Annotated in this window: 21 protein-coding genes; 15 read left to right on the forward strand and 6 right to left on the reverse strand. The window is 67.7% G+C overall.

Features of this window, described 5'->3' with window-relative positions; genetic code table 11:
- Positions 1 to 18 precede the first annotated feature (18 nt).
- The 4 genes from ntrC to KL771_RS18670 all read left to right on the forward strand — a co-directional run bounded on the left by ntrC (position 19) and on the right by KL771_RS18670 (position 4270).
- The gene (gene ntrC, locus KL771_RS18655) at positions 19 to 1458 is read left to right on the forward strand and encodes a nitrogen regulation protein NR(I) (protein WP_261970027.1); all 1440 of its coding nucleotides are present in this window, start codon (positions 19 to 21) and stop codon (positions 1456 to 1458) included.
- 492 nt (positions 1459 to 1950) lie between these two features.
- Positions 1951 to 2721: a motility protein A gene (locus KL771_RS18660; RefSeq protein WP_261970028.1), complete on the forward strand. Its 771-nt coding sequence runs from the start codon at positions 1951 to 1953 to the stop codon at positions 2719 to 2721.
- 10 nt (positions 2722 to 2731) lie between these two features.
- Positions 2732 to 3589 (forward strand): OmpA/MotB family protein, encoded by an 858-nt coding sequence (locus KL771_RS18665; RefSeq protein WP_261970029.1) that lies wholly within the window; start codon positions 2732 to 2734, stop codon positions 3587 to 3589.
- A gap of 180 nt (positions 3590 to 3769) precedes the next feature.
- Entirely contained in the window at positions 3770 to 4270 is a 501-nt protein-coding gene (locus KL771_RS18670; RefSeq protein ID WP_261970030.1) for a GNAT family N-acetyltransferase, read from the forward strand.
- A gap of 201 nt (positions 4271 to 4471) precedes the next feature.
- On the opposite strand, the gene KL771_RS18675 is transcribed toward KL771_RS18670, so the two are convergent.
- Positions 4472 to 4903, reverse strand: coding sequence for a hypothetical protein (locus tag KL771_RS18675; RefSeq protein ID WP_054357482.1), 432 nt, complete (start codon positions 4901 to 4903; stop codon positions 4472 to 4474).
- 217 nt (positions 4904 to 5120) lie between these two features.
- Complete coding sequence (locus KL771_RS18680) at positions 5121 to 5402, reverse strand: hypothetical protein (protein ID WP_261970031.1); 282 nt, start codon at positions 5400 to 5402, stop codon at positions 5121 to 5123.
- 544 nt (positions 5403 to 5946) lie between these two features.
- Here KL771_RS18680 and KL771_RS18685 point away from each other — a divergent pair.
- A complete protein-coding gene (locus KL771_RS18685) occupies positions 5947 to 6216 on the forward strand; it encodes a hypothetical protein (protein ID WP_261970032.1) in 270 nt (89 codons plus the stop codon).
- Positions 6217 to 6286: 70 nt separating this feature from the next.
- Here the strand turns inward: KL771_RS18685 and KL771_RS18690 are convergent, their stop codons facing one another.
- Positions 6287 to 6814 (reverse strand): peroxiredoxin, encoded by a 528-nt coding sequence (locus KL771_RS18690; RefSeq protein ID WP_261970033.1) that lies wholly within the window; start codon positions 6812 to 6814, stop codon positions 6287 to 6289.
- A gap of 351 nt (positions 6815 to 7165) precedes the next feature.
- Here KL771_RS18690 and KL771_RS18695 point away from each other — a divergent pair, with 351 nt between their 5' ends.
- From KL771_RS18695 to KL771_RS18715, 5 genes are read left to right on the forward strand one after another with little or no spacing between them, the layout of a single operon-like run.
- Complete coding sequence (locus tag KL771_RS18695) at positions 7166 to 7987, forward strand: IclR family transcriptional regulator (RefSeq protein WP_261970034.1); 822 nt, start codon at positions 7166 to 7168, stop codon at positions 7985 to 7987.
- Position 7988: 1 nt separating this feature from the next.
- On the forward strand, positions 7989 to 8765 hold the full coding sequence (locus KL771_RS18700; protein WP_261970035.1) for an ABC transporter permease: 777 nt from the start codon (positions 7989 to 7991) through the stop codon (positions 8763 to 8765).
- 38 nt (positions 8766 to 8803) lie between these two features.
- Entirely contained in the window at positions 8804 to 9781 is a 978-nt protein-coding gene (locus KL771_RS18705) for an ABC transporter substrate-binding protein (protein ID WP_261970036.1), read from the forward strand.
- Positions 9782 to 9787: 6 nt separating this feature from the next.
- Positions 9788 to 10579: an ABC transporter ATP-binding protein gene (locus KL771_RS18710; RefSeq protein WP_261970037.1), complete on the forward strand. Its 792-nt coding sequence runs from the start codon at positions 9788 to 9790 to the stop codon at positions 10577 to 10579.
- A 41-nt stretch (positions 10580 to 10620) separates the two neighbouring features.
- The gene (locus KL771_RS18715) at positions 10621 to 11202 is read left to right on the forward strand and encodes a DJ-1/PfpI family protein (protein WP_261970038.1); all 582 of its coding nucleotides are present in this window, start codon (positions 10621 to 10623) and stop codon (positions 11200 to 11202) included.
- 84 nt (positions 11203 to 11286) lie between these two features.
- On the opposite strand, the gene KL771_RS18720 is transcribed toward KL771_RS18715, so the two are convergent.
- Together KL771_RS18720 and KL771_RS18725 are read right to left on the reverse strand one after the other, a co-directional pair.
- Positions 11287 to 11574 carry a YciI family protein gene (locus tag KL771_RS18720; RefSeq protein WP_261970039.1) on the reverse strand — a complete coding sequence of 96 codons (288 nt, stop codon included), beginning with the start codon at positions 11572 to 11574 and terminating at the stop codon, positions 11287 to 11289.
- Positions 11556 to 12188, reverse strand: a complete 633-nt coding sequence (locus tag KL771_RS18725) for a TetR/AcrR family transcriptional regulator (protein ID WP_261970040.1) — start codon at positions 12186 to 12188, stop codon at positions 11556 to 11558. Before KL771_RS18725 ends, KL771_RS18720 begins: the two co-directional genes overlap by 19 nt.
- 423 nt (positions 12189 to 12611) lie before the next feature.
- Between KL771_RS18725 and KL771_RS18730 the strand changes: the two genes are divergently transcribed.
- The 3 genes from KL771_RS18730 to KL771_RS18740 all read left to right on the forward strand — a co-directional run bounded on the left by KL771_RS18730 (position 12612) and on the right by KL771_RS18740 (position 15637).
- Complete coding sequence (locus KL771_RS18730; RefSeq protein ID WP_261970041.1) at positions 12612 to 13331, forward strand: LuxR family transcriptional regulator; 720 nt, start codon at positions 12612 to 12614, stop codon at positions 13329 to 13331.
- A 76-nt stretch (positions 13332 to 13407) separates the two neighbouring features.
- A complete protein-coding gene (locus tag KL771_RS18735; RefSeq protein WP_261970042.1) occupies positions 13408 to 14028 on the forward strand; it encodes an acyl-homoserine-lactone synthase in 621 nt (206 codons plus the stop codon).
- Positions 14029 to 14557: 529 nt separating this feature from the next.
- Complete coding sequence (locus tag KL771_RS18740) at positions 14558 to 15637, forward strand: TonB-dependent siderophore receptor (RefSeq protein WP_261970043.1); 1080 nt, start codon at positions 14558 to 14560, stop codon at positions 15635 to 15637.
- 149 nt (positions 15638 to 15786) lie between these two features.
- Here the strand turns inward: KL771_RS18740 and KL771_RS18745 are convergent, their stop codons facing one another.
- Positions 15787 to 17196, reverse strand: a complete 1410-nt coding sequence (locus KL771_RS18745) for an FAD-dependent oxidoreductase (RefSeq protein ID WP_261970044.1) — start codon at positions 17194 to 17196, stop codon at positions 15787 to 15789.
- Positions 17197 to 17373: 177 nt separating this feature from the next.
- Here KL771_RS18745 and KL771_RS18750 point away from each other — a divergent pair, with 177 nt between their 5' ends.
- Positions 17374 to 18216, forward strand: coding sequence for a GntR family transcriptional regulator (locus tag KL771_RS18750; protein WP_261970045.1), 843 nt, complete (start codon positions 17374 to 17376; stop codon positions 18214 to 18216).
- Positions 18213 to 19418 carry an ABC transporter substrate-binding protein gene (locus KL771_RS18755; protein ID WP_261970046.1) on the forward strand — a complete coding sequence of 402 codons (1206 nt, stop codon included), beginning with the start codon at positions 18213 to 18215 and terminating at the stop codon, positions 19416 to 19418. The genes KL771_RS18750 and KL771_RS18755 overlap by 4 nt, the downstream gene beginning before the upstream one ends.
- The last annotated feature ends 69 nt before the right edge of the window (positions 19419 to 19487 follow it).

Genomic DNA, 19487 nt, shown 5'->3' on the forward strand with positions numbered 1-19487 from the left:
GACCAGCAAGGATACGTCATGCCGACCGGAAACATCCTCGTCGCCGACGACGACGCAGCGATCCGAACGGTGCTCAACCAGGCCCTCTCGCGGGCCGGCTACGAAGTGCGCCTGACCTCGAATGCGGCCACGCTCTGGCGCTGGGTCGCGCAAGGGGAGGGCGACCTCGTCATCACCGACGTGGTCATGCCCGACGAGAACGCCTTCGACCTCCTGCCGCGCATCAAGAAGCTCAGGCCGGAACTGCCGGTCATCGTGATGAGCGCGCAGAACACCTTCATGACCGCCATCCGCGCCTCCGAGCGCGGCGCCTACGAATATCTGCCCAAGCCCTTCGACCTGAAGGAGCTGATCTCGATCGTCGGCCGCGCCCTGGCCGAGCCGAAACACAAGCGCGTCCAGGAGCCGGAGCCCGACGCCGAGGCGATCCCGCTGGTCGGCCGCTCGCCGGCCATGCAGGACATCTACCGCGTGCTTGCGCGGCTGATGCAGACCGACCTGACCGTGATGATCACGGGCGAGTCCGGTACCGGCAAGGAACTGGTCGCCCGCGCCCTGCACGACTACGGCAAGCGCCGCAACGGGCCCTTCGTCGCCATCAACATGGCGGCGATCCCGCGCGACCTGATCGAATCCGAACTGTTCGGTCACGAGAAGGGTGCCTTCACCGGCGCGGCAAGCCGCTCGGCCGGCCGCTTCGAGCAGGCCGAGGGCGGCACGCTGTTCCTGGACGAGATCGGCGACATGCCGATGGACGCCCAGACGCGGCTGCTGCGCGTCCTGCAGCAGGGCGAATACACCACCGTCGGCGGCCGCACGCCGATCAAGACCGACGTGCGCATCGTCGCGGCGACCAACAAGGACCTGCGCCAACTGATCAATCAGGGCCTGTTCCGCGAGGACCTGTTCTTTCGCCTGAACGTCGTGCCGCTGCGCCTGCCGCCCTTGCGCGAGCGTTCGGAGGACATTCCCGATCTCGTCCGGCATTTCTTCGCACTGGCCGAGAAGGAGGGCCTGCCGACCAAACAGATCGAGCAGGCGGCGCTCGACCGGCTGCGCCGCTACCGCTGGCCGGGCAACATCCGCGAGCTGGAGAACCTGATCCGGCGTCTGGCCGCGCTCTATCCGCAGGACGTGATCACCGCCAACGTCATCGACCAGGAACTGAGCCAGCCCGCGCTGGTCTCGGCACCGGAGGAGAAGGCCTCCGACGAGGGCATTTCGGCCTCGATGGAGAAGCACCTGACCGGCTATTTCTCCGGCTTCGGCGACAACCTGCCGCCGCCCGGCCTCTACCATCGCATCCTGCGCGAGGTCGAATATCCGCTGATCGGCGCGGCCCTCGCCGCCACGAGGGGCAACCAGATCAAGGCCGCCGAACTGCTCGGCCTCAACCGCAACACGTTGCGCAAGAAGATCCGCGATCTCGATATCCAGGTGATCCGGTCGTCGCGGTAAGGACTGGGTCACGCGGCCGTTGCGGGAGCGGTTGCGCGACGCGGTGGGGCCGAGCAGACGGGCATTGCGCGGGCGTCCGCGGAGGTCATCGGCCCGGCCGAGCGGCCCGAGCGGCCCGAGCGGCGCGGCGGTCACGAAGGTCCGCTCCGACCGTAGCGGAAGCATCCGGCGCCGGTGGCGTCCAATGCGCCGATCCCGGGTCTCCTTCCCCTTCGCTCCCTGAGGGTGGAGAAGGGGAAGGAACCGAGAGAGACGAAGGAGGCCGTGCGGCGGGGGCCTGGGCATTTCTCGCGGCTTGACGGTCGCGCACTTCACGACTGGCTTCCGCCGGCCACCGGATTCCTCGCCGCCTCGGCTCCGTCGCAGCTTCGGTGCGGCGTTTGGCGACCGTCGTGACCGCGAAGGTTCGCAGGGGTAACGCTTCCTTTCCGAGTTTGCTGCATTCTGACGGTCGCGAAGAACCCTTTTCGTACCGCGTCGGGTGCCGTTCACATGGATATTGCGACTTTCATCGGCATCGGCGGCGGTTTCGGCGTGCTGGTCATCGCCATTTTCATGGAGGGCTCGAAGCTCAGCCAGTTCATGGACCTGCTCGCCACCAACGTGGTCATAGGCGGCGCGCTGACCACCACCATGGCGCGGTTCACGATGGGGCACTTCTTCGCGGCCTTCACGACCGGCCTGAAGGCGGTCACCTTCTCGCACCACGGCTCGGCGCGCGACATGATCGACAAGATCGCCGAACTCAGCGACATCGTGCGCAAGCAGGGCGCGCTCGGCCTGGAGGCGGTTGAGATCGAGGACGAGTTTCTCGCCAAGGGCATGCGCATGGTCGCCGACGGCTTCGATCTCGCCATCATCCGCGAGAGCCTCGAGCGCGAGCGCGATCTGCATGTCGAGCGCCTGGAGGATGCCCACAAGCTGTTCAAGTTTCTGGGCGATGCGGCCCCGGGCATGGGCATGGTCGGCACCATCATCGGCCTGATCTCGATGTTCAGCCACATGGACGATCCGAAGAAGATCGGCCCCGGCATGGCGGTCGCGCTGCTGACGACGCTTTACGGCGCCGTGCTCGCCAACGTCGTGGCGCTGCCGATCGCCGACAAGTTGCAACTGCGCGCCGCCGAGGAAGGCATCAACATGACGCTGGTCATCGACGGCGTCCTGATGATCCGCGAGAACAAGAGCCCGGCCGTGATCCGCGACATGCTGCTGAGCTACCTGCCGCAGAAGACCCGTGCGGCCATGATGGAAGCGGCCTGAGGAGCGCCCGATGGCCAGGAAAAAGGGACATGGCGGCGGCGGGCATGGCGGCGCGTGGGTCATCACCTTCGCCGACCTGATGGCCCTGCTGATGGCCTTCTTCGTCATGCTGGTCGCCTCGGCCAACCAGGACAAGCAGAAGCTTGCCGACGCCGCCGGCAGCCTGCGCGAGGCCTTCGGCGTGCAGCCGGAATTCCGTCGCGCCGGCATGATCGAGCGCGACGGCCTGCCGGTGCGCCAGTTCCTGAAGGAATCCAACGTCGTCGAGAAGAAGCTCGACGCCTCCCATTCCGCCGAGCGCAACGACCGCTTCGAGAAGCAGGGACCGGAGGCGAACACCCACAATTTCGAGCGCGCCGCCGAGGAGAAGCCGAAGCAGTTCCTGACCGCCGCCGCCTCGCTGCGCCAAGCGCTCGCCGACATGCCCGAGATCGCCGAAATCTCCAAGAACGTGATCTTCGAGGAGACCGACGAAGGCCTCAACATCCGCCTCGTCGACCAGGACGGCCGCTCGATGTTCGCGGAAGGCTCGCGCACCCCCTACGAGCATACCCGCCAGATCCTGATGCGCATCGCGCCGGTGATCGCGCGCATGCCGCATCGCATCCGCGTCACCGGCCACACCGCCGGCGGGCGGCGCTGGTCCGGCACCTCGGGCTCGCCCTGGGAATTGTCCGCCGGGCGCGCCGCCACCGTGCAGGAGGTCCTGGCCAGCTTCGGCGTCGGCTACGACCGGTTTGAATCGGTGGTCGGCAAGGCCGATGCCGAGCCGCTGTTCCCGACCGAGCCGTTCCTCGCCGCCAACCGGCGCGTCGACATCCTGCTCGCCCATCAGGCGCCGCCGCTGCCGAATTCCCCGCTGAAGTGAACGGCCCGCCGGGTTGGGAACCGCCGGCCGGCCTCCGGACGCACCTTGCATCGGCGGGGTCGCGCCGCGCCGACGCCCGGCATTGGGACCGGTCGCCTCCGGCGCCGGGCTGCCGCGCGGGTGGTGCCCTTGCGGGCGGGCCGGGCGGGGTCTATCCGGGGCCGATCCGGGAGATCCGCCATGCCGACGCCGACCGCCGCCGCCGAATCCGAACCCCTCGTCATCCGCCCGGCCGAGGCCGCCGATCTGATGGGGATCGTGTCGCTGTTCGTCGATGACGAGACCGGCGGCCATGGCGACACCCTGGACCCGGCCTTCCGGCCGCTCTATGAGGCGGCCTTCGCGCGGATCGCGGCGAGCCCGAACGACACCGTCTTCGTGGCGCTGCTGGGCGCGCGCATTGTCGGCACCTACCAGCTGACCTTCGTGCCGACCATCGTCCATCGCGGCCGGCTGCGGGCGATGGTGGAATCGGTCCATGTCGATTCCCGCCTGCGCAGCCACGGCATCGGGGCGGCCATGATGCGCCACGCCGAGGCGGCCGCGCGGGCCGGCGGGGCCGGCATCCTGCAACTGACATCGAACAAGAAACGCCTCGACGCCCACCGTTTCTACGAGCGGCTCGGCTTCGCCAAGAGCCATGAAGGCTTCAAGATGGACCTCGACGCCGACACGCCGTGACCCGGCGCCGCGATGCGCTCGCGTTGCGAACGCATCGCTCAATCCTGCGGGAACCGCGAGCGGCCCTCCCGGGGGGGCGTCTCGCTCACCTGATCGGGCCGGGTCCGGGCCGGGAGCAAGCCGTTCGGCCGTCACGCTCGCTCCGGGTCGATGCCCGCACTGTGGCGGCGGAGCCTTCGCCGGGAAGGCTCCGGGCCGGATTCATTCCTCCTCGCCGAAGAACATGTCCTCGTCTTCGTCCGACGGCTGGTAGATCGGCGAGGGTGACGTCTGGCTGTAATTCGCCGGCGGGCGCGGCGGCGAGGCCGGGGCGGCGGGATAGAGCGCGGCGAGCTGGGCGCCGACGCAGGCATGGACGAAATCCTTGAATTCGGCGGTCCGCTTCACATAGCCGCGAGACTTGGCGTCCTTGTTGCAAGCCTTGCGGAACGGCTTGGTGCGCGCCTTGATGCAGATCCGGGTCTGAACCGGGATCTGGTCGGCGGTGACGCCACGGGAAATGGTCTCGGCGCGACATTCGCCGCCGATGATGTACATGGCCGGCGTCGCCTTGAACTTCACGGTCTGGGCTTCGGCTGCAACCGGAGCAAGCAGAAACGCGACCGCCAGGGCCGGAGCGAAACGACGGATCATTCTCGACACTCCCTTGGGCAACAGGTGCCCCTCAATTCTTGTCTGGCTCCCGGTCCGACGTCCGGGCCGGAAAGGCTTGGTTCGTCGGGGCTCCGCCGAACGGCACGGGCCGACCATCGGGCATGGCCGACGATCGGGCAGCGCCGTTTCCGAGCCACAACCGGTCTGACTGCGGCGCCTGCGCCGCACGGGACGCAAGCGCCAACAGCCAAGGCCGTTACATGCACTTGGCCATATAGGTGAAATAGGCCTTCCAGCCCTTGGCGCCGGTCTTTTCCTTCTCGGTCTTCCACTTGGCGTCGCAGGCCTTCTTCTGCTCGGCCGACGACGGCTCGTCCTCGTCGTCCGCCTTCGCGGCGGCCTTGGAGGCGGCCGGCTTGGCTGCGGGCTTCGTCTCGGTGGTCGCGGCCGGCTTCGTGGTCGTGGCCTGGGCGATGGCCGCGGCCGGAGTGAAGGCGAGGGCGGCGGCGATCAATGCGGCAAGGATGCGATCGGTCATGTGTCCTACCCCGTTCTATCCGGTCCGGACCGGAACGCCTCCCGTCCAGCCTACGGTCCGTCATTACCGCGAGCAGAAGGTGTCGAACTCGTGACGAATCGATCTGCCCGGGCCGCTGATATTATGCGTCCGCGCAGCATAAACGGCACTCCGGTACCCGCCCGTCCGCCCGTCCGCCCGATCGCGGGCGCGGCCGATCCGCCAGTCGGCTGCCATTGCCTGCGCGCGCCGGATCGGATGGCGGCGGGTCAGGCTTCGCGGGCGGGCGGCCGTGGCGGACGAACCTTTCCGCGCCTCCTCGTTTCACGGTGAACGGATGGTTACGGCGATACCGGCAGGATTTTGCGGGAGGCCTTGATTCGACTGTGGTTTTCGCCACAGGAGGGTGAATCCTTCATGAAGTTAACGAGTGGTTTTCACCGTGTTGTGAGCTTCTTAAGCCTGCTGATTCACCTTCGGTTCAGCCGGCTCCGTCAAATTTCTCCTCAAGGGCGGTGCAATCCCGCCAGGACATTCCAAGGCTCAGAAAGTATAGGAGAGCAACATGGCCCGATTTGAAGTCCGCGACAGTGAAATCGCCGCGATGGGACAGCAGAACGTCTCGGGCGATGTCTTCTTCCAGCTCGGCATCACCTATTCGGTCGGCCGCGGCGTGAAGCCCGACATGGTCGCGGCGCACAAGTGGTTCAATCTCGCCGCCGCCCGCGGCAACCGCGAAGCCGCCCGGCACCGGCACGAGATCGCCGGCGAGATGAGCGGCGCAGAAGTCGCCGAGGCGCAGCGCCAGGCGCGCGAATGGATCCGCACGCACTGAAATCCGTTCCGATCCACCCCGCGGTTCGCGCCGCATCGCGCGATCCGACCGGTCGGTACGGCAGCGCCCTTCAGCGTGCGCGCAGATAGTCCAGCATGGTCTCCGCATTCGAGACCGTGACGCCGACGCCCGCCGGGTCGTCGCCGAAGCCCGGCTCGACGAACATCCTGCGGATGACGCGATCCTCCACATGCATGGCATATCGCCAGCTGCGATAGCCCATGCCCTGGGCGGTGCGGCGCACCAGCATGCCCATCAGCCGCGCGAAGTCGCCGTTGCCGTCGGGCAGCATGACGACCTTTTCGATCGCCCGGCTCTTCGCCCATTGGAACATGACGAAGGCGTCATTGACCGAGACGCAGGCGACCAGATCGATGCCGAGCGCCACGAAGGCATCGTGATTGCGCTCGAAGCCGGGCAGGTGGCTGTCCGAGCAGGCCGGCGTGAAAGCGCCCGGCACCCCGAACACGACCACATTGCGCCCGCCGAACAGCTCCGCCGTGGTCACGTCCTTCCATTCGAACGGATTGTCGCCGCCGAGCGCCGGATTGCGCACGCGGGTGTGAAAGACGACGTCGGGGACGGTTGCGGGGGTCATCAGGCGTTCGGGCTCCCTGTACCGGTGTCGATGCGACACCGCCTGCCGGTGGGATCGGCTGAAAGCCCGATCGTCGCAAGGCGGCGGCGCGAAATGCGCGCCGGATCTCCGCCGGCCCGCATCACCCGATCCTCATGCAAACCCGTCGGCCGGTAAAGCCGTCCATCCGGCATGGCGCCCGCGCCGGCACGCGGGTCCCAGACGGCCCCGCGAGCCTGCGAGGCCGCGAGCCCTCGAGCCTGCGAGCCTGCGAGGCCGTGCGGAGGGCCTGGAAGTGCGACCGCCATCGAGGCTTGACAGCGGGCAGGGCGCCATCGAGTATAAAAACGAAATGGCGTTCCGGAAAATTTCATGCGCTCTGCCGTCGACCGCATCTTCGATCTCCTGGAAGCGATCGCGACCCGACCGGCGGGCGCGGCGCTGAACGAACTGGCGGTTGCCGCGCAGTTGGCCAAGCCGACCGCCCATCGCCTCCTCGCCGATCTGATCGCGCGCGGCCTGGTGCGCCAGGACGGGCCCAACGGCGACTACTCGCTGACCCTGGAGATCGCGCTGCTCGGCTTCCGGCATCTCGCCGGCACGGGCTTTCTCGACATCTGCCAGCCGGAACTCGACCGGCTCGCCGGCAAGGCGGGCGAGTTGATCCGGCTGTCCTGGCTCGACGGCGAGCGGCTCGCGATCGTCGCCGAATCCCAGGGCGCCAAGCCGGGCCTGCGCTTCGATGCCAATCTGGGCCGGCCGGTGGTCCTGCACAGCATGGCGGTCGGCAAGGCGTATCTGGCCAGCCTGACCGATGCCGATGCGCTGGCCCGGGTTCGCGCCCAGGGGCTGCTCGGCGCGGCCGGAGGCGGCTCGACGCCGATCCGGACCGAGGCGGACCTGCTCGCCGAACTGGACCGGGTCCGTCGCTGCGGCTTCGCGCTCGCCTATAACGAGGCCGATCCGGGCACCGGCGCCGTGGCGGTACCGATCACGGCCGCCGATGGCGGCGCCTTCCTGGGTGCCATTGCGGTGGTGGTCCCGACCGCGCGCTGGACCCGCGAGGCGCTTGCCGGGCTGGTGCCGGATCTGCGCGAAGCGGCCAGGGACATCGCCGGCAAGGCGGTCGTCGCGCCCTATTGCCGGAAGGGCGCGCAGGTGCTGCGCCGGCCCGCCAACAGCAAGGGATTGTGAGATGTTCGAGAAGAATGGCGGTGCCCTGTCGTCACTCGCGACGGCGATCGCCCTGCTGGTCGTCTGGGAAGGCGCGACGCGCCTTCTTGGCATCCCGACCTATCTGCTGCCGGCGCCCTCGGTGATCGCATCCGATTTCGCCCGGAACTGGCCGCGGATCGCCGACAGTTCGTGGATCACCACGCTGAACATGGTCGCCGGCTTCGTGCTCAGCGTCCTGGTCGGCATCCCGCTGGCGATGGCGCTTGCCTACTCGCCGCAGGTCGAGCGTTCGATCTATCCGATCGTGGTCTTCCTGCAGATCCTGCCCAAGATCGCCATCGCGCCGCTGTTCATCGTCTGGTTCGGCTTCGGCACCATGCCGAAGGTTCTGCTGGTCTTCCTGCTGACCTTCTTCCCGATCGTGGTCAACACCGTGGTCGGCTTCAAATCGGTCGATCCGGGCGTGATGGAACTGGCCCGCTCGACCGGCGCGGGCGCGCTGCGCACCTTCTACAAGATCCGCTTTCCGAGCGCGCTGCCGTCGATCTTCGTCGGCCTGAAGATCGCCGCCGCGCTCGCCTCGACGGCGGCGGTGGTGGCCGAGTTCGTCGCCTCCGACAGCGGGCTCGGTTACCTGATCATCACCTATAACGGCCAGCTGGCCACCCCGATGGTCTTCGCCACCATCATCGTGCTCGGCGTCATCGGGCTGGTCTTCTACTTCCTGATCGAATTCGTCGAACGGCTGGTCGTGCCCTGGCACGTCTCCATGCGCGGCGATCAGGCGGGCGCATAGCTACGGATCAAAACAAAAACGCTTAGGGAGGAATGACAATGGCAAGGTTTGGAAAGTTCGGCCTGATCGCCGGTCTGGCCGCGATGCTGGTCTCGGCCGCGGCGGCGCGCGCCGACGATACCGTCAGCCTGCGGCTGAACTGGCAGATCCTCGGCTTTCACGCGCCGTTCTACTACGGCGTCAAGAAAGGCTTCTACAAGGAGGAGGGCATCGACCTGACCGTCAACGAGGGCCGCGGCGGCGCTGCGACCGCGCAGGCGATCGGTGCCAGCAGCGATACCTTCGGCGTCGTCGATGCCGGCACGGTGATCGTCAGCGTCACCCGCGGCATCCCGATCCGCACGGTCATGTCGGTGATGAACAGCGGCATCTTCGCCGTCGTCGCGCGCAAGGACGCCAATATCGTCCGCGCCGCCGATCTCGAAGGCAAGACCATCGCGGTCACCGCCGGCGACGCGCTGACGCAGCTCTTTCCGGCCGTGGTCTCCGCCAACAAGCTCGACGAGAAGAAGATCCGCTTCGTCAATGTCGATGCCGCCAGCAAGGTGGTGGCCGTCCTCGAAAAGCGTGCCGACGCCACGCTCGGCAGCGTCGATGCGCAGTCCTTCGTCATGGAGGCACGCGGCGTCGCGGCCTCGGTCCTCAGCTACGACGATCTCGGCGTCAAGCTGGTCGGCCTGACCGTCGTCGCCAACGAGAAGACGATCGCGGGGAACCCCGATCTGATCCGCCGCTTCGTGCGTGCGACGCGCAAGGCCTTCGTCGAGGCGCAGAAGGATCCGGACGGCGCGATCGCCGCGACGGTCGCCGCCAAGCCCGAACTGGACGGCAAGGTGCTGCGCCAGCAGATGGACGTGTCGCTGGCCAAGCTGACCTCGGCCGCCACCGCCGGCCTGCCGCTCGGCATCGGCGCCGCGTCGGACTGGGACAATACGGTCACGCTCCTCAAGACCTACCAGTCGCTCGCCACCGACAAGCCGGGCTCGGCCTTCTTCACCAACGACTTCGCCAAGTAGGCGGCGATGGCTGAGGCTCAGATCGTCCTGAAGGGCGTCGGCAAGACCTTCGTGCGCGGGCTGCAGCGCACGACGGCCCTCGCCGGCGTCGACATCGAGATCGCGCGCGGGGCCTTCGTGGCGGTGGTCGGGCCGTCCGGCTGCGGCAAGAGCACGCTTCTGCGGCTGGTCTCCGGGCTGGTCATGCCGAGCGAGGGCAGCGTGCGGGTCGCCGGCGAGCCAGTCGTCGGCCCGCGCGCCGACACCGGCATCGTGTTCCAAAAGGCGACCTTGGTCGACTGGCGCGACATTCTCGGCAACGTGCTGCTGCAACTGGAGATGCGCGGCATCGACAGTCCCGAAGCCCGCGAGCGTGCGCGCACGCTCCTTGCGGCCGTCGGGCTCGGCGGCTTCGAGAACCGCTATCCGCACGAACTGTCCGGCGGCATGCAGCAGCGGGCGGCGATCGCCCGCGGCCTCGTCCACCAGCCCGGCATGCTGCTGATGGACGAACCGTTCGGCGCGCTCGATGCGCTGACGCGCGAGCAGATGCGGCTCGACCTGGAGGCGCTGTGGCTGCGCGAGCGGATGACCGTCTTCTTCATCACCCACTCGATCGACGAGGCCGTGCTGCTCGCCGACCGGGTCATCGTCATGAGCCAGCGGCCGGGGACGGTCGATCACGTCTTCGACGTCGATCTGCCGCGTCCACGCGGCCTGGCCGCCCGCAACGATCCGCGCTTCGCCGCGCTGACCGACGCCATCACCCGCATCTTTCTCTCGCGCGGCGTGCTCGACGAGCAGCGTCTGGCGCTTTGAGTCCGCCAGCGCCCCGCGCTTGAAGTTCGAAGGAGATTTCCGTGCAGTCCGACAAGGCGCTCATCATCGTCGGCGATGCGTCCGAGACGCTCGACACGCTCTACCCCTATCTCCGTCTGCAGGAGGACGGCTTCCGGCCGGTCGTGGCCGGTCCCGAAAAGCGGCCCTTCCAGATGGTGCTGCACGAGGTCCGGCCGGGCTGGACGATCACGCGCGAGTGGGAGGGCTACATCATCGAGGCCGATACCGCCTTCCGCGATGTCGACCCGGCCGACTATGCCGGCATCTTCTTCTCCGGGGGGCGGGCACCCGAATATATCCGCGACGACGAGGATCTGATCCGCATCACCCGGCATTTTTTCGAGACCGGCAAGCCGATCGCCAGCGTCTGCCACGGCGTGGAAATCCCCGCGCGGGCGGGCTGTGTGACCGGGCGCCGGATGTCCTGCGTGCGCAAATGCCGCTTCGACCTCGAGATTTGCGGCGGCATCTTCGTCGACGCGCCGCTGGTCGTCGACGGCAACCTGGTCAGCGGCCGCACCTGGCACGACCACGGGCCGGTCATGGGCGAATGGATGCGCCAGCTCCGCGCAGCAAGGCACGGGTCTTCCGCTGCCGCATGACCCGGCCGGCGGAGGGGCGCGCAGGCGGGCGCGCTCCATCGCTTCGATCGGCGCCGGTCCGGCGGAGGCGCAAGCGGGCCGGCGTCAGGCTTTCAGGAAGTCGAGCCGGGCGTCCGTGCGCCCGGGCGCGATTTCGAGGATGGCGGGGCTGACGACGTTCTCGGCGACGAACGGGTCCTCGCCGAGCCGGGCTTCCAAGGCCGGGCGGGTGATGTTGTGGGCGATCACCACCCCGCCGGCGGCCGGCTGAAGGCTGCCGGTCATCAGGAAGATGCCGTCATCGAAGCCGCGCCGGATCCAGGCATTGTGACCGTCCATATGCCGCGGCGCCGCGGCCTTGTTGGCGGCGAAGCTCAGTGTGACGACGAACATCGAGCGGTCTCCTCATCGAGATGGGGTGTCGGTTCACGCGCGGGCAGGGGGTGCGGCAGGGCGTCGAGCCAAGCCTCCAGGGCCTCGACTTCGCGGTCGATGAAGGCCTCGTCGTGCAGCGCCGTCGCCAGAGCGGCGATGCCCTGGCTGCGCATCAGGGCATGGAGCGCCAGGGCGTCCGCGTCGGCGCCGTGGCCGAGGGCTGCAAAGCGGTCGGCCAGCCAGGTCCGGAACAGGGTGAAGAGTGCCGCGGCGCCGCCTTGCGCGGGATGATCGAGCTTGGCCAGTTCGGCGCACAGGGTCCCGACCGGACAGCCGTGCCGCATGATCTTCGCCCGGTTCGCGATCAGCATGCCGATGAAGCTGCGAATGCCATCCGCCGGGCTCGCTGCGGCCGCCGCCCAGGTGTCGAGCGCGGCCCGCGTGGTGTCGACCCGGCGCGCGATCACGGCCGCGAGGATCTCGTCCTTGCTTTTGAAATGATAGTAGAAATTGCCGCGCGACAGCTTCACGGCCGCGGCGATGTCGGCGAACGAAGTCGCCTCGAAACCACGCTCGTAGAAGAGCCTGTCCGCCGCGGCGGTGATCTGGTCGCGCGTGGTTCCAGCCGTCAAGGTGCCTGATCCCCAGTCCTCGTCCCGCCTGCTGTCGGCCGACGGGAGCAGCACGACGCGACGGCTTAGGTCAATCGTCCTAGACGTGGATTAGGACAATTGACCTAGCCCTGTCAAGTTTGCCGTCCATGGATGATGTCCGGTGCCCCTGTCTGATATTTTAGATTCGCGGGAGTCTTGCCGCGCTCCGGTCGGCGCGTTCGGGAGCAATCCACCCAAGACCGTCGATCTCACGGTGAGATCGGCAAGGGACGCGCTGCCGGCGGTGTCGATCGCCGGACGCCGGAACCCTGGCCGAAACCGCGGGGCTTTGTTTCGGGTTCGTAAAACGACTTTGGTCGGTCTTTCCCAGCCTTCTGGGTCTTGCATATTTCATGCAAAGAGTTTGAATCGAAGCCGCGAGATCGGCGATCCGGGTGCAGCATGAGTGCGGAACAATATGCGCTCGACGTAGTTGAGCGATTACGGATAAGCAAGGACTATTCCTCGGTGATCGGGGAGCTTTCCAAGGTCATGTCCGACTTCGGATTCAATTCCGTCGTCGTAACCGGGTTGCCTCGACCCGGTGAAATGCTCGACACGCTGCTCCTGTCGGCGAATTGGCCGGAGGCGTGGGGCGAGCGATATTTGGCCAAGAAGTACGATCAGGTCGATCCGACCGTAAAACGGGTGCGAATGTCTCTGCAACCTTTTCGCTGGAGCGACGTGCGCGAGCAGACATTGAGCGCCGTCGAGAAGAAGATTCTCGACGAGGCGACCGAGTTTGGCCTGAATGACGGTATTGCGGTACCAATTCACGATCTGAACGGGTTGGAAGCCGGTGTGTCCTTCGGGACCGACCGCCTCCTGATCGATTCGCGCGCCCAGGCGGCGTTGCATCTGATCAGCATCTACGCCTACGAGTGCCTGCGGCGGCAGGCGCCGGACCGCTCCGGCGGGCAGAAGCCGATCCATCTCTCGCGCCGGGAACGCGAGTGCATTCAATGGACTGCGGCCGGCAAGACCTCCTGGGAGATCGGCCAGATCATCGGTGTCTCCGAGGCGACCGTGAACGAATATCTCTATGCGGCGGCGCGTCGACTGAACACGCGGACACGGCCGCAACTGATCGCCCGCTGCATGAGAGAAGGTTTGATCAACTAGGCAACCCCTGAGGGCTGCGGGATATGCCTGGATAGAGCTCCTGGTCATCCTCCTACCGCAAGGTAGGAGGGTGCAGATGAAGGTGCTCACGCTCAAGGGCAAGGATGAATGGAAGTATCCTGAACTGTTCGATGAGGCCTTTCGTCTCCGGCACAAGACTTTCGTCGACGAAATGGGCTGGGAAGCCGTCCGCAAGCCGGATGGCAGAGAAAGAGACCAGTTCGATCACGAAGACGCCGTGCATTTCATGATGCTCGATGGCGGCAAGCTGGCGTCCTACAGCCGCCTGCTGCCGACGACGCGTCCGCATCTGCTCTCGGACATCTATCCGCACTTGGCGCCGCGCGGCTATCCGAAGGGCGACCATGTCTGGGAATGGACCCGCTGGACGACCGCCTGGCCGTATCGCCGCCAGGGGCTTTGGTCCTTCGAGGGCGGGGCGATGCTGCACACGGTCGCCCAGTATGCGATGCAGTCCGGCATTCGCGAACTGTCGCTGCAGGGCCATCCGACCTGGATCACCCGCTTCCTGCAGGTCGGCTACATGCCGCGTCCGCTCGGCATTCCCGAATCCGTCGACGGCGCACCCGTCGTCGCCTTCGTGCTGCCGCTGACGCCGTCGCTCCTGCAGAGCCTTGAGGATCGGGTCGCGCAGCGGACCGGCCAGGACAATTTCGCGCTTCTCGGCGCGGTCTGAGTTTCAGCAGCAAGACCCTTTGAGATACCCGGCTTTTCAGTATCCCTAGTCTCGATCCAAGGCCGCTTCCCTCCGGGATGCGGCCTTGTTTCGGTGCTCCGGCCGGCCTGCGCGATGCTGGGGCCGCATGCCGCAAGCGCCGGGATCCGGCGCGGCGGCGCATCGAGGACGCAGGCCTTGCCGAATTGCAACACTGCCCGCTTCCCGGTCGGCAGACCCGAAAACGGCCGCGATTGACGTATCGTAAGCAAATATGTCCCGTTAACCTACCCCTCATATTCGGGGGGAGGTCAGGTCTGCGGCTGTCGCGCTTTGTCGCCGTGGTCGTCTGTTGCCTGATGCTGGCCGTTTCGGGTCTCGGCAGCCGCGCCGCCGGGTCGGGGCCGAGTTTCGGGACCCCGGGTTCCGCCGCCGCCGAAGCGATCGCTCTGCTCGGCGTCATCTGTCCCATGACGGCGGCATCGCCGACCTGGCGTCGTCCGGCAGGCCGGCCGACCCCGAACGGCGCGGTTGCGATCATCCCTGCTGTTTGAGTGCGCATTCGCGTTTCACGGTCGATCAACCGGCTCTCCGGCCGGTCTCGCCATCCGTTGCGCTTCCCGAACTGGCGCCGAGCCTGCCGCCGTCGACCTTCGTGGTCTGGAACGGCTTCCTCGGCGAACGCAACACGGAAGTGCCGGCCAATGCCAATCTGGCCGGCAAGTTCGATTTCGGGCCGATCCGGAACCGGGTCCTGTTCTCGGCCGACATCAACCGCGTCACCGATGTCGGTCGGCTCGACGGAACGCCGGCGGCCTTCGTCGACTTCACCAATCCGAGCTTCCCGCCCTATGTGAAGCCGGTCCCGGGACCGTTCACGACCTTCACGGACATCGACAACGTCTATGTCCAGAGCGGTCTGACCGCGCAATGGCAGGCCAGCCTTTGGGAGCGGGTGCATCTCCTGACCGCGCTGCGCCTCGCCGACGTCGATATCCGCTCACGCGAGCTGACCACCGCATCGAGCTTCCACACCCAGGAAAGCAAGGTGCTGCCGCGGATCGGCGCGTCGGTCGAACTCGTCAAGGGCGTCTCTGTCTTCGCCGACTACACCGAGGGTCTGCGGGCCGTGCCGTTCTTCAACGGTCCGACCGCTCCGCGTCCCGAGCAGAGCCGTCAGAGCCAGGCCGGCGTCAAGCTCGATCTGCCCTACGGTTTCAGCGCCGGCTTCGCGCTGTTCGACCTGCGTCTGACCAACGTGCCGACCGCCAATCCGGCCGTGCCGGGCCAGCAGATCCAATCCGGCGAGCAGTGCTCGCGCGGCTTCGAGGCCGACATGGTCTGGCAGCCGAACGCGAACTGGTCCGACCTCGGCAGCTATGCCCGCGTCGACGCGCGCTACACCCGCAACACCGTCATCGCGGAGGGCAATGTCGTGGAGGGCGTTCCGCGGGAGTCCGGCCGGCTGTGGGGCACCTACCGGGTGACGGACGGCCAGTTCGCCGGTCTCTCGGTCGGTGCCGGATTTCAGGCCCAGAGCCGCGTCGCGATCACCAATGCCAACGACTATTTCGCGCCCGGTTTCGCTACGGTCTCCGTGACGACGGCGGTGAACTATCGTGCCGAGTGATCGTGACGACCGCGGCAAAGGCTCGTCGACATCCGACGCGGAATTCCAGCCCGGCGGTCGGACATGCCACGTCCGCGCTGCTTCGACGGCCCGACGCGTCCGGAGTCCGGATCGTCGGCCTGCCTTGACCGATCCGCCGTCCTGTCCGCTCAGGCCGGCGCCGACGCGCCGGAAGCGCGTGCGGCACCGAGACCGGCAAGGGCTCCGTAGGCAAAGGCGGTCAGCAGGCCGTTGCCGGACAGATAGCCGCCGGCATCGGCTCCGGACACGCCGCAAGCCGCGCCGCCGGCGGCGAAAAGCGTCTCGAACGGTCTTCCGTCCCGGCTGACCACCCGGGCTTGATCGTCGACCACCAGTCCGCCCTGGGTGTGGAACAGCGCGCCGGTGACCTTCACGGCCGCATAGGGCGGGGCGAGTTGCGGCACGCCGGCGAAGTCGCGACCGAATCGATCCGTCGCACCGGCGGTCTTCAGTGCGTCGATCTCGCCGAGCGTCGCGGCGAGGGCGGCCTCGGGGACATGGAGCCGGCCCGCCAGCCCGGCGATGCAATCGGCCGTCAGCACGGCGCCGGCGATCTCCGCGGCGCGGAAATCCTCGAACTGCCGGGCGATCGCGGCGATGCGGCCGTCGAAGATTGTGAAGGCGATCCCGTCCGGCTCGGCGATGACGGCGGCTGCCGATTCCGAGTAGCCGCGCGCCTCGTTGGCGAAGCGGACGCCATCCCGGTTCACCTGGACGCCGCCCTCGGTGATCGTCGCCCAGGTGATCAGGATGCCGTGCGGATGGGCGACCGATCCGTGGCCCTGGTGGCCTGAGAGATGGCGGGTCGCCGCACCGAGCGCCTCGCCCCAAAGCAGTGCGTCGCCGCGATTGCCGGGATGGCCGAAATAGAGCGCATCCTTCAGTTCCGGGATATGGGCCGCGACCAGGTCCGGGTTGCCGCCATAGCCGTTGCAGGCGAGCACCAGCGCCCTGCAGCCGATCCGGTCCGTGCTGCCGTCCGGCCGCACGAGGCCGGCGCCGACGATCCGGTCGCCGTCCCGGTAGAGCGTGGTGGCGGTCGCCTCGGTGACGATGTCGATGCCGGCCGCCTCGGCCGCGGCGCGCAGCCGGTCCATCAGTTCCGCACCCGACCGGCTCGGCAACCCGTGCATCCGCCGCGCGGAATGGCCCGGATAGGTGAAGTTGTCGATCACCGAGAAGGGCAGTCCGTGCCGGTCCGCGAGCCATTCGAGGACGCCGCCGACCTCGTCGACCACCCGCGCCACGGCCTGCGGGTCCGGCTCGTCATGGGCCTTGGCCAGGATATCGGCCGCAAAGGCGGCCTTGCTGTCGGCAATGCCGGCCTCGCGCTGGAAACGCGTCTCCGCCGCGGGAACGAGACCGGCCGACAGCGCCGTCGAGCCGCGCGCGACCGGATCGCGTTCGACGACCAGCACCGCCGCCCCGGCCTCCTGCGCCTTCAGGGCCGCGATCAGGCCAGCCGCGCCGGCGCCGATCACCAGCACGTCGCAGCCGGCCTCGAAGCCCGACCCGTCCACCGCCTCGATCCCCGCCACCGCCGCCTCCTGGAATCTTAGCCTGTCTGATCTTGACGACAGGCAGATGTCCCATTTTTAATACCGACATCTTGAGCGGTCGGGCAAGTCCGGCGGTTCGGTCGGGGCAGGCGGTCCGCCTACCTTCCGTGAATCCGAACCCTGACATCCCGACGGCCAGCGGCGGAGGCGCGGCTCTTGGACGCCGTCGAATCTTCGAAGACCCATCGGCTCTATCTGCTCCTGAAGGAGCGGATCCAGACCGGTGTGCTGGCACCCGGCGACCGTCTGCCCGGCGAGCCGAGCCTGGCGGCGACGCACGGCCTGTCGCGCGTCACCGTACGGCGCGCGCTCGACGGCCTGTCGCGCGACGGCCTGGTCACGCGGCTGCCCGGTGCCGGGACCTTCGTCTCTGAGCCGAACGGGCGTCCGCCCGTCGTTGCCGATCTCGCCAACATGTTCGCCCATCTGGTCGCCATGGGGCGAGCGACCAAGGTGCGTCTCCTGTCCTTCGCCTATGTGGTGCCGCCGCCGGCCATCGCGGCGGCGCTTGGACTGGGGCCGGGCGAGCGGACGCAGGCATCGCTGCGCGTGCGCTCCTTCGACGACGTGCCCTTCTCCTATCTGGCCACCCATGTGCCCGAACGAATCGGCGTGACCTATTCGGAAGGCGATCTCGCCAACCGCCCGCTGCTCGAACTTCTCGAACGCTCCGGCGTCGTCGCCGACCGTGCTGAGCAGACCATCTCGGCGACGCTGGCCGGCCCGGATGCGGCCGCCGCGCTGGGCGTCGAGATCGGCTCGGCGCTGATCGCGCTGACCCGCGTGGTGCGCGACGGCGAGGGCCGGGGCATCGAACATCTTTCCGCGCTCTATCGCCCGGATCAGCACGCCTTCCGGATGGAACTCGTGCGCGCCGGCGACGGCGAGGACCGCCACTGGCGGCCGACTACGCGCGTGAAGGGACCCGCGGCCCATCCGAACGCCACCGGTTCCGAAGCAAACGAACGCCCGAAGACACGACAGAGGAGAAAGCCATGACCGAGCTTACGCGCCGTACCCTGCTCCAGACCGGTGCCGCCGTTGGTGCCCTGGTCTCCATGCCGGCGATCCTGAGGGCGCAGGCCGCTCCGGTCCGCATCGGCATCCTGCAGCCGGTCACCGGGGCGCTCGCCCAGGACGGCGAATATGGTCGCCTCGGCGCCCAGATCGCCCTCGACGAGATCAATGCCGCCGGCGGCATCAAGGCGCTGGGTGGGGCCAAGCTCGAGGTCGTGTTCGGCGACGCCCGCTCGAACCCGGAAGGCGGCACCCAGGAGGTCGAGCGGATGGAGGCCGAGAAGGTCTCGGCCATCGTCGGCGGCTTTGCGTCGCCGATCGTGCTCGCCGCCTCGCAGGCCGCCAGCCGCTACAACATCCCCTATATCTGCGATGTCGGCGTCTCCGATCAGATCGTCAACCGCGGCCTGACCAACACCTTCCGCTTCGGTCCCGGCTTCGGCATCGTCACGTCGACGGCGCTCGAAAACCTCGTCAAGCTCAACGAGGCGGCCGGCAAGCCGGCCAAGACCGTTGTGGTGGTGCATGAGGACGGCCTGTTCGGTTCCGGCATGGCCAAGCTTCTGCAGGCGCAGCTGCCCGGCCGCGGCTTCGAGATCCTGGAGACCATCGCGCATCCGACCCCGTCGCGCGACATGTCCAACGTGGCGCTGCGCATCCGGGCGCTGAACCCGGATCTGGTCATCCCGTCGAGCTACTACGCCGAATTCGTGCTGCTCGCCCGCACCATGCAGCAGCAGCGCATCCGCCCGAAGGGCATCTACGCGATCCTCAACGGCGCGGCCTCGAACTTCCGCTTCGTCAAGGAATTCCCGGACGCGGCCAATCTGGTCATGGACTGCAACCACTGGGCCGATCCGCGCAAGGCGAAGACCGCCGAGGTGCGCCGGCTCGCCGAGGCCGGCGGCCGCTTCTGGCTCTACAACACGCCGCTCAACTATTCCTGCGTGAAGCTCCTCGCCGACGCGATCGAGCGTGCCGGATCGAGCGACCGGGCCAAGATCACCGAGGCGCTGGCGAACTCGACCTTCGCCGATCACATCATGCCCTACGGCCCGACCAAGTTCGTCAACGGCCAGAACCAGGGCGCCGCCCCGGTCAACACCCAGGTCCAGAACGGCGACATCAAGGTGATCTTCCCGGACGCCTTCTCGGACGCCAAGCCGGTCTTCCCGGCGGTCTGATCGACCCCGCCGGACGAACCCGTCCGCCCGCCGCGCCCTGGCCGCCAGGCCTTGCGCGGCGGGCGGCCC

This window comes from Prosthecodimorpha staleyi (genome assembly GCF_018729455.1).
In the GTDB taxonomy this organism is placed as follows: Bacteria; Pseudomonadota; Alphaproteobacteria; order Rhizobiales; family Ancalomicrobiaceae; genus Prosthecodimorpha; species Prosthecodimorpha staleyi.

Coding starts and splice junctions, on each gene's coding strand:
- ntrC (WP_261970027.1), top strand. CDS start 19: ATGCCGACCGGAAACATCCTCGTCGCCGACGACGACGCAGCGATCCGA.
- KL771_RS18660 (WP_261970028.1), top strand. CDS start 1,951: ATGGATATTGCGACTTTCATCGGCATCGGCGGCGGTTTCGGCGTGCTG.
- KL771_RS18665 (WP_261970029.1), top strand. CDS start 2,732: ATGGCCAGGAAAAAGGGACATGGCGGCGGCGGGCATGGCGGCGCGTGG.
- KL771_RS18670 (WP_261970030.1), top strand. CDS start 3,770: ATGCCGACGCCGACCGCCGCCGCCGAATCCGAACCCCTCGTCATCCGC.
- KL771_RS18675 (WP_054357482.1), bottom strand. CDS start 4,903: ATGATCCGTCGTTTCGCTCCGGCCCTGGCGGTCGCGTTTCTGCTTGCT.
- KL771_RS18680 (WP_261970031.1), bottom strand. CDS start 5,402: ATGACCGATCGCATCCTTGCCGCATTGATCGCCGCCGCCCTCGCCTTC.
- KL771_RS18685 (WP_261970032.1), top strand. CDS start 5,947: ATGGCCCGATTTGAAGTCCGCGACAGTGAAATCGCCGCGATGGGACAG.
- KL771_RS18690 (WP_261970033.1), bottom strand. CDS start 6,814: ATGACCCCCGCAACCGTCCCCGACGTCGTCTTTCACACCCGCGTGCGC.
- KL771_RS18695 (WP_261970034.1), top strand. CDS start 7,166: ATGCGCTCTGCCGTCGACCGCATCTTCGATCTCCTGGAAGCGATCGCG.
- KL771_RS18700 (WP_261970035.1), top strand. CDS start 7,989: ATGTTCGAGAAGAATGGCGGTGCCCTGTCGTCACTCGCGACGGCGATC.
- KL771_RS18705 (WP_261970036.1), top strand. CDS start 8,804: ATGGCAAGGTTTGGAAAGTTCGGCCTGATCGCCGGTCTGGCCGCGATG.
- KL771_RS18710 (WP_261970037.1), top strand. CDS start 9,788: ATGGCTGAGGCTCAGATCGTCCTGAAGGGCGTCGGCAAGACCTTCGTG.
- KL771_RS18720 (WP_261970039.1), bottom strand. CDS start 11,574: ATGTTCGTCGTCACACTGAGCTTCGCCGCCAACAAGGCCGCGGCGCCG.
- KL771_RS18730 (WP_261970041.1), top strand. CDS start 12,612: ATGAGTGCGGAACAATATGCGCTCGACGTAGTTGAGCGATTACGGATA.
- KL771_RS18735 (WP_261970042.1), top strand. CDS start 13,408: ATGAAGGTGCTCACGCTCAAGGGCAAGGATGAATGGAAGTATCCTGAA.
- KL771_RS18755 (WP_261970046.1), top strand. CDS start 18,213: ATGACCGAGCTTACGCGCCGTACCCTGCTCCAGACCGGTGCCGCCGTT.